We start from the raw sequence: 13,531 nt of genomic DNA, 5'->3' as shown, positions 1-13,531 counted from the left end.
CCTCCGTGGTCCTAGAAGAAGCCCAGCTTCTGGGGCGCGTAGCTCACCAGCAGGTTCTTGGTCTGCTGGTAGTGGTCGAGCATCATCTTGTGGTTCTCGCGTCCCACGCCCGAGCCCTTGTAGCCACCGAACGCCGCCGCGGCCGGGTACGCGTGGTAGTTGTTCGTCCACACGCGGCCCGCCTCGATCGCGCGCCCGGCCCGGTAGGCGTCCGCGCCCGACCGCGTCCACACGCCCGCGCCCAGCCCGTACAGGGTGTCGTTGGCGATCTTGATAGCGTCGTCGAAGTCGGCGAACTCCGTGACCGCCACCACGGGCCCGAAGATCTCCTCCTGGAAGATCCGCATCTCGTTCTTGCCCTCGAAGATCGTGGGCGTCACGTAGTACCCGCCCGCGAGGTCGCCCTCCAGCTCGGCCCGGTGCCCGCCCGTGAGCACCTTGGCGCCCTCGGCCCTGCCGATGTCGAAGTAGCTGAGGATCTTCTCAAGCTGGTCGTTGCTCGCCTGCGCCCCGATCATCGTGTCGGTGTCCAGCGGGTTGCCCTGCTTGACCGCCTCGGTGCGCGCCACGGCGTCGGCCAGGAAGCCGGAGTAGATGTCGCTCTGGATGAGCGCCCGCGACGGGCACGTGCACACCTCGCCCTGGTTGAGGGCGAACATCGTGAAGCCCTCCAGAGCCTTGTCGTAGAACTCGTCGTTCGCCGCGGCGACGTCGCTGAAGAAGATGTTCGGCGACTTGCCGCCCAGCTCGAGCGTCACGGGAATGATGTTCTGCGACGCGTACTGCATGATCAGGCGGCCCGTGGTGGTCTCGCCCGTGAACGCGATCTTGCGGATCCGGGGCGAGCTCGCGAGCGGCTTGCCCGCCTCCGCGCCGAACCCGTTGACCACGTTCACGACGCCCGGCGGCAGCAGGTCCGCGATGAGCTCCATCAGGTACAGGATCGACGCCGGCGTCTGCTCGGCCGGCTTGAGCACCACGGCGTTGCCCGCCGCGAGCGCCGGCGCCAGCTTCCACACCGCCATGAGGATCGGGAAGTTCCAGGGGATGATCTGCCCGACCACACCCAGCGGCTCGTGGAAGTGGTAGGCGATGGTGTCGCCGTCGATCTCGCTGATCGACCCCTCCTGCGCCCGGATCGCCCCCGCGAAGTACCGGAAGTGGTCGATCGCCAGCGGCAGGTCGGCGGCCAGCGTCTCGCGGACGGGCTTGCCGTTCTCCCAGGCCTCGGCGACGGCCAGCTCCTCCAGGTGCTCCTCCATGCGGTCGGCGATCTTGTTCAGGATGATCGCGCGCTCGGTGACCGACGTGCGCCCCCAGGCGGGTGCGGCGCCGTGCGCGGCGTCCAGGGCCCGGTCGATGTCGTCGGCGTCGCCGCGCGCCACCTCGGTGAAGGTGCGCCCGTTCACAGGGCTGGGGTTCTCGAAGTACTGCCCGTTCGCCGGGGCCACGTACTCGCCCCCGATCCAGTGGTCGTACCGGGGCCGGTAGGTGGCGATGGCCCCCTCGGTGCCCGGGGCTGCGTACACGGTCATGGTCTGCCTCCTCGCAGGGTTCGCGTGCCCGCCGTCCGCTGCCCGACGGCGGAGCCTCGCCCGGGTGCAACGGCGCACCCGGGTTCTCGCGAGGCTAGGCAGGCGGCCGTTGCATCCGGGTTGCAACCCGACCGTGACCCTCGTCGCGGCAAGCCCCGCCGGCGTCGGGACAAAAGGCCTGCAGAGGACAGATCGCCGGACCAGCGAGACCAACCCGACGAGCCGACCACGAGGAGAGGCCTCCATGACCACCCCGACACCCCACCCAACCCACGCCCGGCCGCTGACCGTGCCGCTCATGGTGCCGCTGTCGGCGGCCCTTGCCGTGGTGCTGGCGCTCGCGGGCTGCACCGCCTCCGGCGAGACGTCGCCGACAGCGGGCGACCCCGTCGGCCTGCCGGCCCCGGTCCCCGAGTCCGGCCAGGCGCGCGACTCGGCCGAGGCGCTGGCCGACGAGGCGATCGCGCCGCCGCTGCCGGGTCCCGGCCCGATCGACCCGGGGATCACCGAGCGGGAGGAGTACGACGACTCCCCCGAGACGCCGTTCCAGGACGTCTCCACGAGCCCGCTGTCCACCTTCTCGGCCGACGTCGACACGGCGTCCTACTCGAACCTGCGCCGCCAGGTGAACCAGGGTGTCGCGCCGGAGGGGGTGCGCATCGAGGAGCTGGTCAACTACTTCGACTACGACTACCCGGCGCCCGCCGCCGGGGCCGAGCATCCGTTCTCGGTGACGACCGAGGTGGCGAGTGCCCCGTGGAACCCGGAGCACCAGCTCGCGATGGTCGGCGTGCAGGCGACGGAGGCGCTACCGACGTCGGAGGGCAACAACATCGTCTTCCTGCTGGACGTGTCCGGGTCGATGGACGAGCCGAACAAGCTGCCGCTGCTGGCAGAGTCGTTCGCGCTGCTGGTCGAGCAGCTCGACGAGGACGACCGGGTGTCGATAGTGACGTACGCGGGCGACAACCAGGTGGTGGCGGACTCGGTGCCCGGCTCGGAGCACGGTGTGCTGGTGGACCATCTGCGGTCGCTGCAGGCGGGCGGGTCCACGGGCGGCGCCGACGGCCTGCGGACCGCGTACGAGCTGGCCGAGAAGAACTTCGTCGAGGGCGGCAACAACCGGGTGGTCCTGGCGACCGACGGCGACTTCAACGTGGGTCCGTCCACGCCCGAGGAGCTCACCGAGCTGATCGAGGCCGAGCGGGAGTCCGGCGTCTACGTGTCGGTGCTGGGCTTCGGCATGGACAACCTGAAGGACAACACGATGGAGGCCATCGCCGACCACGGGAACGGCAACTACGCCTACATCGACACCCTCGACGAGGCACGCAAGGTGCTGGTGGACGAGTTCGGCTCGACCATGTTCGTGGTGGCGAAGGACCTGAAGCTGCAGGTGGAGCTGAACCCGGCCACCGTCGCCTCCTACCGGCTGATCGGCTACGACAACCGGCGGCTGGAGGACGAGGAGTTCGACGACGACACCAAGGACGCCGGCGACGTCGGGGCCGGCCACTCCGTGACCGCGTTCTACGAGCTGGTCCCCGCCGCGCACACCGAGAACGGCACCGGTGACGACGACCTGAAGTACTCCGACCGGGAGGTCGGCACGAGCGACGACTTCATGACCGTGCACGTGCGGTACAAGGACCCGGACGGCGCCGAGCCGGCGTCCAGCACCGAGGTCGAGTTCCCCGTGGGCGCCGACGCGTTCACGTCCACGCCGTCGGCCGACTTCGCGTTCGCCTCTGCGGTGGCCGAGCTGGGACTCATCGCCACGGACTCGAGGTACCGGGGCGAGGCTGACCTCGGCGCGGTCCGGGAGCGGGCCGCCGGCGCCCTGGGCGACGACCCGTACGGGCTACGGGCGGAGTTCGTCGACCTGGTGGACGCCTTCGGCGCGGTGGCTTGACCGGGGACCCGCCCGGACTTCTTCGCGTCCGCGAATTCCACCTGGCGCATCGAAAGGCATGAAGAATGCGCCGGAGGCCGTTTCCCTGACCATGATTTGTCGTGGAATTTTCAGCCGACCGTGAGCTTTGCAGGATCGCGGACTTCTCCGGCCGCTGTCCGTTTCGAGAATGTCGTCGGGTGCCGATCAGGGCCCATTTCGGCACCCGAGACCATTCTCGAAGCGGACCGAACAGCGCTGGGTCGGGAGCCGTCAGGACCCGTCGTGCGACGTGAGCATCGTCCGGCTGCCGACCGGGTCCCTGGAGTCCAGGGCCCGCTGCGCGCCCTGCGACTGCTGGACCATGTCGACGGCGACCCGCAGGTCCTCCGTGGCCCAGTCGAGCGAGCTCTCCATGTGCGTGGCCTGGGCGAGCAGGGTACGGGCCTGCGTCACCGATGTCGGCGGGGCGTCTGTCACCCGCTGGGCCACGGCCTGGCGGGCCTCGGCGAGCGCCTGGGCGAGGACGTCCCGCGTGGCGGGGTCGGCGACCTGACCGTCCGAGTGCTCGTAGACCCGCTCGGCCACGTCCATCACCGCCGCGAGGTCGTGCGAGCGGGCCGAGGTGCTGCTGACCTGGCTGTCGATCCGGGCGGTCAGGGCCATGAGGTGGCTGGTCTCGTCTGCGCGGGCCGACACGACCCAGAGGGTCACGGCGACGGCGATGCCGGTGACGATCGCGGCCCCGAAGGTCCAGGCCCGCCGCCCGCGGGCCCCCGCGACGTCGAGGGGTGGGGGCTCGACCGCGTCGAGCGCGGGGAGCTGTGCAGGTTCCGGTGCGGGCAGTGAGCCCGGACTGTCCCCTGGCGATTCGTCTGATTCAGGCGTGGCGGGTCTCGACGGTGCTAATGCGACGGTGTTCAACTCTTCCCCCAAAGAGAGTTCCCATGAAAACAATCTGTCGGGCTCGTGGCCCATCAACAACCGCTTGCGAATGACGCTAGAACTACTTTCAATATCCCGCGCGGCGAGACCGTGATACATCCGTGATCTGTGGAAAACCACGCCCGGCACGGTGGATAACTTGGCGATCGCGGTGGACAACCTGTTGATGGCCTTGGTCCGGTGCCTACACTGGCGTGGTTCGACGACGACGTCGGGACAAGGTCAGGGGCAGCATGGCTCAGGCGCCACACCGGGACGCGCAATGGGTTCGCGCGGCATATGAGAGCTTCGTCGGTTCCGCCGGCTCGCAGGAGCCCGCAGGGATCGACCCCGTCGTCGCGGCCTCGTGGCGGCGGAGCCTGCGCAACGGTGTGGACCCGGACCGGCCGGGGACGGTCGCCGTCGCGGCGTCGGACGATCTCGACGACTACCGCGGCACCCATCCCCTGGCCGCCGCGATGCCCCTGGTCCGCGACCTGGTGGGCGGCGCGACCGGCGACGGGCTCGTGGTCGCGGTGTCCGACGACGTCGGTCGGCTGCTCTGGGTCGAGGGCCGCGGTCCGGTGCGCTCGGCGGTGGACGACGTCGGGTTCGTCGAGGGTGCCGTGTGGCGCGAGGAGTCCGTCGGCACCAACGCGCCGGGCACCGCCCTGGCCACCCGCCGTCCGGTCCAGGTGCTCGGCGCCGAGCACTTCGCGCGGCCGGTCCAGCGGCTGAGCTGCACCGCGGCCCCGGTGCACGACCCGGCCGGCGGGATCCTCGGCGTCCTCGACCTCACCGGCGGGAGCGCTGCCGGTTCCCACGTGGCCCTCGCGCTGGTCCGGGCGACGGTCGCCATGGTGGAGCGCGAGCTCGCCGCGCGCGCCGCCGACCGGTTGCCCGGGGCCGACGGCGGCCGCGCGCCCTGGGTGGGCGACCTCGCCTCGGATCTGACCCTCGGCCCGGCCGAGCACACCCCGGACCTCCGGCTGCTCGGCCCGCCCGCGCTGCGCGGACGCCGCCTCTCCCTGCGGCACGCCGAGATCCTGCTCCTGCTCGCCGAGCACCCGCGTGGCCTGAGCGCGGAGGAGCTCGCCGTGCTGCTGCACCCGGGCGACCTGTCGCTCGTGGCCGTGCGGGCGGAGATCTCGCGCCTGCGCCGCGTGGCCGACGGCGTGCTGGACGGCCCCCTGCTCGCCGGCTCCCGCCCGTACCGGCTCGCCCGGCCGCTGCGGTCCGACGTCGGCACGGTGCGGTCCCGGCTGCGGCGCGGCGACGTGCGCGGCGCGCTCGCGGCGTACCCGGAGGCGCTGCTGCGCCGGTCGGTGGCGCCGGGCGTGGAGCGGCTGCGCGAGGAGCTCGAGGCGGAGGTCCGCGAGGCGGTGCACGTCTGCGACGACGCGGCCGCCGTCGAGCGGTGGACCGCGCGCGACGAGGGCGCGGACGACCACGCCGCCTGGACGCGGCTGGCCGCGCTGGCGGAGCCGGGCGGCCCGCAGGCCGCTCGGGCTGCCGCGCACCTGGCGGTGCTGGAGCGGCGGCTGTCCTGACCGGGCGGGCGACCACGGCGCCGTCGGCCATGGGCTGACCGGGGGCGGCCACGGCGCCGTCGGCCATGGGCGCCCTCACCGCGCGAGGCGACTACGGCGCCGTCGGCTGGCCGGATGCCGCCAGGCGGGATCTTTTCGGCACGGCGGTGTGTTCATATCCTCGACAGTGCATCGACTCATCGAGCCGCAGCGGCTCATCGAGGAGGAACCATGCCCGCCCCCATCGACCCGTCGGACAAGATCGCGCAGTACGCCCACCCGGAGCGCCTCGTGAGCACCACCTGGCTCGCCGATCATCTGAAGGACCCGGGGGTCGTGGTGGTCGAGTCGGACGAGGACGTGCTGCTCTACGAGACCGGGCACATCCCCGGTGCCGTCAAGGTCGACTGGCACACCGACCTGCAGCACCCCGAGATGCGCGACTACCTGGACGGCGCCGCGTTCGCCGCGCTCATGGGCAGCAAGGGCATCACACGCGACACCACGATCGTGCTGTACGGCGACAAGAACAACTGGTGGGCCGCGTACACGGCCTGGGTGTTCACGCTGTTCGGGCACCAGGACGTGCGGCTGCTCGACGGCGGCCGCGGGCTCTGGACCGCCGAGGGCCGCGAGCTCACCACCGACGTGCCGGCGCCCGCGCCGGTCGAGTACCCGGCGGTCGAACGCGACGACACCACGGTCCGCGCCTTCCGCGACCAGGTGCTGGCGCACCTGGGCAACGGCCCGCTCGTCGACATCCGCTCACCGCAGGAGTACACCGGCGAGCGCATCGCCATCCCGGACTACCCGGAGGAGGGCGTGCTGCGCGGCGGCCACATCCCCACGGCGCGCAACGTGCCGTGGGCGACGGCGGTGGCCGAGGACGGCACCTACAAGACCCGCGAGGAGCTCGAGGCGATCTACACGGCCGGCCTGGGCATGAGCCCGGACGACGCCGTGATCACCTACTGCCGCATCGGCGAGCGCTCCAGCCACACCTGGTTCGCGCTCACCTACCTGCTCGGCTACACGAACGTGCGCAACTACGACGGCTCGTGGACCGAGTGGGGCAACGCGGTGCGGGTCCCGGTCGCCACCGGGACCGAGCCGGGTACCGTCTGAGGACGGCCCCTGGGGGCGGCCGCGCACGGAGCTGTCGGACGTCGGCGCGCGGGTCAGCCGGACAGGTCACCCGGGCGACCCGTACGCCGGGCAGGTCAGGCCCGCCCGAACTCCTTGCGCAGCTCGTCCTTGGCGCGCTCCAGCACCTTGCGCTGGTCGGCGTCGAGCTCCTTGCCCGCGCGGTTCACGTAGAACGTGAGCATCGACATCGCCGAGCGGTACGGGGAGCTCTTGCGCCGGTCGCTCGCCTCGGCGGAGCGCTTGAGGGACCTAGCGATGCGCGCGGGGTCGCGCCAGGTGAAGACGCCCTCTTCGAGGTCGAGGGAGTCGCTGCCCTCGGTGACGCTCTGGGACCAGCGGTTGCGGTCGCCGTCCGACCGCTTGTCATCGGCCATGACACCAACGTACGACGCCGCCGGGTGGCTCGCCCGGGCACTCGCGGCGGTGGGAGGATGAACGGATGAGCACCAACGACGTCGACCTGCCCGAGGCCCTCGCGGAGCTCCGGGACGCGTTCCTGGAGACGCCCGAGCGGGACCGCCTCCAGCTCCTGCTGGAGGTGTCGCGCGAGCTCCCGCCGCTGCCCGAGCGGTACGCGGACGCGCCGGAACGGCTGGAGCGCGTCCAGGAGTGCCAGTCCCCGGTCTACGCCTTCGCCGAGGTGGACGACGCCGGCGTGGTCGCCTTCCACGCGACCGCACCGGAGGAGGCGCCCACCACGCGGGGCTTCGCGTCGATCCTGGCGCAGGGCCTGACCGGGCTGACGGCGCAGCAGGTGCTGGACGTGCCCGACGACTACCCGCTGCAGCTCGGGCTGACGAAGGTGGTCAGCCTGCTGCGGCTCAACGGCATGGCGGGCATGCTGGCCCGCGCCAAGCGGCAGGTCCGGGAGCAGCTGGCGGCGAGGGTCTGAGCCTGGGTCAGCTGCCGAAGCGGTCGCGGTAGCGCTCCAGGTCCTCGTCCGTGATCTTGGCGAACAGGACCGGGGGCACCGTGAACGGCGTGCCGGCCGGGACGGTGTCGAGCGACGTGGCCTCCTGGGGTGAGACCCAGGTCGCGGTGTCGCCGTCGAGCGCGAACACGCCCCGCAGCGTCGCCGCCGTCTCCGGGACCAACGGCTCGGAGACCACCGCGTAGAGGCGGATCAGGTTCATCGCGGTGCGCAGCGAGACCGCCGCCGCCTCGGGATCGGCCTTGACCTGCTTCCACGGCTCCTTCTCGACCAGGTACGCGTTGCCGGCCGACCACAGCGCGCGCAGGGCGTTGGCGGCCTTGCGGAACTGCAGGGCCTCCAGGTGCTCCTCGTACTCGGCCAGGAGCCGGGCCACCTCGGCGCCGAGCCGCTCCTCTGCCGCGCCCGGCGCGCCGCCCGCCGGCACGCTGTCGCCGAACCGCTTGGCGGAGAACGTCAGGACCCGGTTCACGAAGTTGCCGAGCGTGTCGGCCAGGTCCTTGTTGACGGTTCCCGCGAACTGTTCCCAGGTGAACGACGAGTCGTCGGACTCCGGCGCGTTGGCGATGAGGAAGTAGCGCCAGTAGTCGGCGGGCAGGATCTCCAGCGCGGCGTCGGTGAACACGCCCCGCTTCTGCGACGTCGAGAACTTGCCGCCGTAGTACGTGAGCCAGGAGAAGCCCTTGACGTAGTCGACCATGGTCCACGGCTCGCGGACGCCGAGCTGCGTGGCCGGGAACATCACCGTGTGGAACGGGACGTTGTCCTTGGCCATGAACTGCGTGTAGCGCACGTCGTCGGCCTGGTACCACCAGGACCGCCAGTCGCGGCCGGCGCCCGGCGCACCGGCGTCGGCCCACTCCTTGGTGGCGCCGATGTACTCGATCGGGGCGTCGAACCAGACGTAGAAGACCTTGCCGTCGGCCGCGAGCTCCGGCCAGGTGTCGGCCGGGACGGGCACGCCCCACTCCAGGTCGCGCGTGATCGCGCGGTCCTGCAGCCCCTCGGTGAGCCACTTGCGCGCGATCGACGTCGACAGCAGGGGCCAGTCCGCGCTGTTCTCGTCGATCCACGCCTCGACCTCGGCCTGGAGCTTGGACTGGAGCAGGAACAGGTGCTTGGTCTCGCGCACCTCGAGGTCGGTCGAGCCGCTGATCGCTGAGCGCGGGTCGATGAGGTCGGTCGGGTCGAGCACGCGCGTGCAGTTCTCGCACTGGTCGCCGCGCGCGCGGTCGTAGCCGCAGTGGGGGCACGTGCCCTCGACGTAGCGGTCGGGCAGGAACCGGCCGTCGACCGGCGAGTACACCTGCCGGATGGCGCGCTCCTCGATGAAGCCGTGCTCGTGCAGGCGCCGCGCGAAGTGCTGCGTGGTCTCGGCGTTCTGCGCCGACGAACTGCGCCCGAAGTGGTCGAACGACAGCCCGAAGCCCGCGTAGATCTTCCGCTGCGTCTCGTGCGCCTGGGCGCAGAACTCCGCGACCGGCAGGCCGGCCTCGGCGGCGGCGAGCTCTGCGGGCGTGCCGTGCTCGTCCGTGGCACAGATGTACAGCACGTCGTGGCCGCGCTGGCGCATATACCGCGCGTAGACGTCGGCCGGGAGCATCGACCCGACCATGTTCCCCAGGTGCTTGATGCCGTTGATGTACGGAAGCGCGCTGGTGACAAGGTGGCGGGCCATCGCTGGATGCTCCAATTCGGGGGTTCGGGGGTTCGGTGTGCCGGGCGCGCGGAGCGGACCCATCGGACAGCCTAGGTCGTAATCGCGGCTATCCGCCGCACCGCCTCGTGCAGCCGGTCCGGGGTGTTCGCCGCGTACCCGATCACCAGCCCGGAAGGCCCGTCGCCCACCCGGTGCGCCGACAGCGGGTGCACGCGGACCCCGGCCTCGGCGGCACGCCGGGCCATCGCCACGTCGTCCACGCCGGGCAGCGTCACCAGCAGGTGCAGCCCGGCGGCCACGCCGTGCGCCGTGGCGTCCGGAAGGTGGGTCGCGAGCGCCGCCAGGAGGGCGTCGCGGCGGGCGCGGTGACGACGTCGGACCTGGCGCAGGTGCCGCTCGAAACCGCCCGACGTGATGAACTGCGCCAGCGCGAGCTGGGGCAGCGCCGGACCGGCGAGGTCGGTCCAGTAGCGCGCCTCGACCAGCTCGGCCTGGAGCGCGGCGGGTGCGAGCAGCCAGCCGATCCTGATGGCCGGCGCCAGCGTCTTGGACACGCTGCCCAGGTGCACCACGTGGTCGGGCGCCAGGGCGCGCAGCGCGGGCACCGGCGGGCGGTCGTACCGGTGCTCCGCGTCGTAGTCGTCCTCGATGACCAGGCGGCCGGGCAGGCCGCCCGGGTCGGACGGCGGGCTGTGGTCCGACGTCGGTCCTTCGCCCGACGGCGGTCCGTGGTGCGACGGCGATCTCTGGTCCGACGTCGGCGCGCTCTGGTCCGACGTCGGCGCGGAGCGTGCCCAGGCGACCAGGGCGCGCCGTCGCTCCGGGGCGAGCACCACGCCCGTCGGGAACTGGTGCGCGGGCGTGACCAGCACGACGTCGACCGGCGTCCGGTCCAGAGCCGCGACGTCGAGCCCGTCCTGGTCCACCGGGACGGGGACGGGCTCCAGGTCCCACCGCCGCAGGTGCTCGCGCGCCCCGAACGAGCCGGGATCCTCGAACCCGATCCGGCGCACCCCGCGCAGGCCGAGCGCACGGGCTAGCAGCATCAGGCCCTGCGAGACACCGTTGACCACGAGAATCTCGTCCGGGTGCGCGCGCAGCCCTCTCGTGCGGGCGAGCCAGCCCGCGAGCGCCTCGCGGAGCGCGGGCAGGCCGCGCGGGTCGCCGTAGCCGAGGTCGCTCGACGCGAGGCCGTTCAGCGCGGCCCGCTCGGCGCGCGCCCAGGCGGCGCGCGGGAACGCCGACAGGTCGGGCAGGCCGGGTGAGACGTCGATCGGGTCGGCGCGCGGAGCTTCGGGGGCGAGCGGGCCCAGCAGCACATTCGGTGCGGCCGACGGCGCCGGCGGCCCGCCCGCTCGGTCCGACGCTGCCCGCCGCATGTTCGCCCGGTCCGACGGCGCACCGCGGGATTCGGTCGGCCGCCCTGAGACCGTAGCGGGCGCCGGCGCTGCCGACAGAGCTGACGCTGCCGACGGCGACCGCATCACCGTCGGCGACGGCATCCAAGCGGCTCGGACGGTCGTACCCCCGCCGCGCCGGCCGGACAGCAGGCCCTCATCCGTGAGCCGCCGGTAGGCGTCGACCACCACCCCGCGCGAACAGCCGAGCTGGTCGGCGAGCACGCGGGTGGCGGGCAGCCGGTCGCCGGGCACGAGCCGGCCGTCGGCCACCGCGCCCCGCACCTCCTCGGCGAGCCACATGGTCAGGCTCCCCGGCGCTGCTCGTGCAGGATCAAGCTGGAGAAAGTCGGCCCCGCCTACCGTGTGCCCGTCGGTCACCTTGGTCCTCTCAGCCGAGACAATCTTGGCCCTGTCAGATATACCAAAGCACAGGCAGGCTCGCGGACATGACAGCGAGCACGCCCGAGACCGCCACCATCGCCGACAACAAGAATGGACCAGCCCGCCACCCGCGACCCTGGACCGGCCCCCTTTTCGCGGCGCTCGGCATGACGCTGGTGGGCAGCCAGGTGGCGGTCTCGGGCAGGCTCATCGACGCACCCCTCTTCGCGGTGCAGGCCCTCCGGTACACGCTCGCGGCCGTGGGGCTCCTGGTGGTCCTGCGCGCGACCGGGCGGGCTGTCCCCGTGCCGCGCGGCCGCGAGTGGGCCTGGCTCGCTGGCGTGGCGCTGAGCGGGCTGGTGCTGTTCAACGTGGGCGTCGTGCGCGGCGTCGAGCATGCAGAGCCCGCGGTGATCGGTGTCGCGGTCGCCGCCGTGCCGGTGCTGCTCGCGCTCGGCGGGCCGCTCCTCGAACGGAGCCGGTCCGCGCCGATAGTGGTGGCCGCCGCGGCGGTGGTCACCGTGGGCGCCGCCCTGGTCACGGGCGGCGGGCGTACGGATGCCGCCGGGCTCGGCTACGCCCTGATGACGTTGCTCTGCGAGGCCGGGTTCACCCTGCTCGCAGTGCCCGTGCTGCGCCGACTCGGGCCGCACGGCGTGTCACTCCACGCTGTATGGATCGCCGCGGTGGCGCTCTGGTGCCTCAGCCTGGTCACCGAGGGAGCCGGGGCCGTCGGGACCCTGAGAGCCGAGCATGTCCCCGCGATACTGCACCTCGCGCTGGGCGTCACCGTCGTGGCGTTCCTGCTCTGGTACTCGGCGGTCGGCCAAATCGGGCCCGGGCGCGCCGGGCTGTTCACCGGGATCGTGCCGGTCGCGTCGGCCGTGGGCGGCGTGCTGCTCGGCGGTCCGGTGCCGGAGCAGGTCGTGTGGCTGGGCGTCGCGGTCGTGGTGTTCGGCGTCATGCTGGGGATGCGGAGCACGGCCGACGCCCGCGCGGCCCGGCCAGAATAGGAATGGCCACCCTCTCAGGCTGAAGTGAGCGATTACTCCTACCTTCGTTTGGCCACTGCTTGAGAAGTCGTTCGATCACCAACACTCGAATGGGTCGTCGTACGCTTCTGGCAAGGTCTCTGGCGGGATGACGGTCCAACCTTCGGCTTCTAGAACCTCCGCGGCCTCCGCCTGCTGATCACGCACCGCAGCGCGCAGCTGCCGGACCCGCCACGCGCGGCGCCCTTCACGGATCACGCCCTCCCACCCAGGCACGCGGTCGACACCGCAGTCACGGATGAGCATCTCAAGGAGGTCTTCCAAGCATGGTCGGAAGCGCTCACCGCCGATTGGAAGGTGCACAGTCGCCAGGTCGTGCGGGCGGCGCACCCGACGAGCGTCATTCGCGTTCGCCATCGACAGCAGGTGCGTGAAAGCACCCCGTTCCGCATGGACCTGCCAGTGCGTCACGGGGTCAACACGCATGCCTGCCTGATACTCCAGCCGCAGCAAGGGCGTCCTGTCGAGTGTGGAGTACACCTTGAGGTCACTCCGGACGGTCTTGAGATGCGTGCCCGAACGATCGAGCGTCTGGTACAGCGCGAGCTCCAGATCGGCGAGGTGCTTGCCAGCGACGTTGAGCGGGATCAACTGGTCTCGCTCCGTGTCCCCCGCCGGTCGTACCGCGAACCGGTCTCGGAACTCAACCGAGACGATCTGTTTGCTGACGCCGAGGGTTCCCGTCAGTAGGTCACCGATCTCACCGGCAAACGCGCGTGACTTCTCCTCAAGGTCAGAAGTCGTGTTCGGGATCGACGTCATCGAGCAAGAACCCAATCTCTCGTAGGCCTGAGATTGCTTCCCACTCGTCGCCCGAGAGCGACCCGTACCGGGCGCGCTCACGAAGCTCGTCGATCGAAAGGTCCAGCCGCTCAAGGATCGCGAGGCGCCGTGCTTCCAGCTCCTCACGTGTGACGCGGATGGTCATTGGTGCCATGGCGTCCTCCCCAATCTCGACGTGAACCTCATCATCCACCAAACCACTGACATAGGTCCATGGCCGCCCCCTGGGACCACTGGGTGAACTCGTGGTAGCGCAACAAGGGTAAGTACAGGAGTCTGGCTGCGCATGCGGAAAAGCT

12 protein-coding genes are annotated in these 13,531 nt (G+C 71.5%); 5 read left to right on the top strand and 7 right to left on the bottom strand.

Annotated elements, in window-relative coordinates:
• Positions 1-11: 11 nt before the first annotated feature.
• A complete protein-coding gene (gene exaC / locus AC0QU1_RS06420) occupies positions 12-1,535 on the bottom strand; it encodes an acetaldehyde dehydrogenase ExaC (protein WP_483575262.1) in 1,524 nt (507 codons plus the stop codon).
• Between the two features lie 244 nt (positions 1,536-1,779).
• On the opposite strand from exaC, the gene AC0QU1_RS06415 reads away from it, so the two are divergent.
• Positions 1,780-3,447, top strand: coding sequence for a vWA domain-containing protein (locus tag AC0QU1_RS06415; protein ID WP_483575261.1), 1,668 nt, complete (start codon positions 1,780-1,782; stop codon positions 3,445-3,447).
• A 252-nt stretch (positions 3,448-3,699) separates the two neighbouring features.
• Here the strand turns inward: AC0QU1_RS06415 and AC0QU1_RS06410 are convergent, their stop codons facing one another.
• The gene (locus AC0QU1_RS06410; RefSeq protein WP_483575260.1) at positions 3,700-4,125 is read right to left on the bottom strand and encodes a hypothetical protein; all 426 of its coding nucleotides are present in this window, start codon (positions 4,123-4,125) and stop codon (positions 3,700-3,702) included.
• A gap of 479 nt (positions 4,126-4,604) precedes the next feature.
• Here AC0QU1_RS06410 and AC0QU1_RS06405 point away from each other — a divergent pair, with 479 nt between their 5' ends.
• Both AC0QU1_RS06405 and AC0QU1_RS06400 read left to right on the top strand, forming a co-directional pair.
• Positions 4,605-5,900 (top strand): AfsR/SARP family transcriptional regulator, encoded by a 1,296-nt coding sequence (locus tag AC0QU1_RS06405; protein WP_483575258.1) that lies wholly within the window; start codon positions 4,605-4,607, stop codon positions 5,898-5,900.
• A 210-nt stretch (positions 5,901-6,110) separates the two neighbouring features.
• Positions 6,111-7,004 (top strand): sulfurtransferase, encoded by an 894-nt coding sequence (locus AC0QU1_RS06400; RefSeq protein WP_483575257.1) that lies wholly within the window; start codon positions 6,111-6,113, stop codon positions 7,002-7,004.
• A gap of 95 nt (positions 7,005-7,099) precedes the next feature.
• Here the strand turns inward: AC0QU1_RS06400 and AC0QU1_RS06395 are convergent, their stop codons facing one another.
• Entirely contained in the window at positions 7,100-7,399 is a 300-nt protein-coding gene (locus tag AC0QU1_RS06395; RefSeq protein ID WP_483575256.1) for a DUF3175 domain-containing protein, read from the bottom strand.
• Positions 7,400-7,464: 65 nt separating this feature from the next.
• Here AC0QU1_RS06395 and AC0QU1_RS06390 point away from each other — a divergent pair, with 65 nt between their 5' ends.
• The gene (locus tag AC0QU1_RS06390; RefSeq protein WP_483575255.1) at positions 7,465-7,917 is read left to right on the top strand and encodes a SufE family protein; all 453 of its coding nucleotides are present in this window, start codon (positions 7,465-7,467) and stop codon (positions 7,915-7,917) included.
• A 7-nt stretch (positions 7,918-7,924) separates the two neighbouring features.
• Here AC0QU1_RS06390 and metG read toward each other — a convergent pair whose 3' ends face one another.
• Entirely contained in the window at positions 7,925-9,634 is a 1,710-nt protein-coding gene (gene metG / locus AC0QU1_RS06385) for a methionine--tRNA ligase (protein ID WP_483575254.1), read from the bottom strand.
• Positions 9,635-9,705: 71 nt separating this feature from the next.
• Entirely contained in the window at positions 9,706-11,394 is a 1,689-nt protein-coding gene (locus AC0QU1_RS06380) for an aminotransferase-like domain-containing protein (RefSeq protein ID WP_483575252.1), read from the bottom strand.
• Positions 11,395-11,462: 68 nt separating this feature from the next.
• On the opposite strand from AC0QU1_RS06380, the gene AC0QU1_RS06375 reads away from it, so the two are divergent.
• Positions 11,463-12,410 carry a DMT family transporter gene (locus tag AC0QU1_RS06375; protein ID WP_483575250.1) on the top strand — a complete coding sequence of 316 codons (948 nt, stop codon included), beginning with the start codon at positions 11,463-11,465 and terminating at the stop codon, positions 12,408-12,410.
• 75 nt (positions 12,411-12,485) lie between these two features.
• Here AC0QU1_RS06375 and AC0QU1_RS06370 read toward each other — a convergent pair whose 3' ends face one another.
• Positions 12,486-13,211, bottom strand: coding sequence for a hypothetical protein (locus AC0QU1_RS06370; protein WP_483575249.1), 726 nt, complete (start codon positions 13,209-13,211; stop codon positions 12,486-12,488).
• Positions 13,183-13,425 carry a hypothetical protein gene (locus AC0QU1_RS06365; RefSeq protein WP_483575248.1) on the bottom strand — a complete coding sequence of 81 codons (243 nt, stop codon included), beginning with the start codon at positions 13,423-13,425 and terminating at the stop codon, positions 13,183-13,185. The genes AC0QU1_RS06370 and AC0QU1_RS06365 overlap by 29 nt, the downstream gene beginning before the upstream one ends.
• Between the last annotated feature and the right edge of the window lie 106 nt (positions 13,426-13,531).

Source organism: Promicromonospora noduliphila, from assembly GCF_056951025.1.
This window is presented reverse-complemented; position numbering and strand designations above follow the sequence as displayed.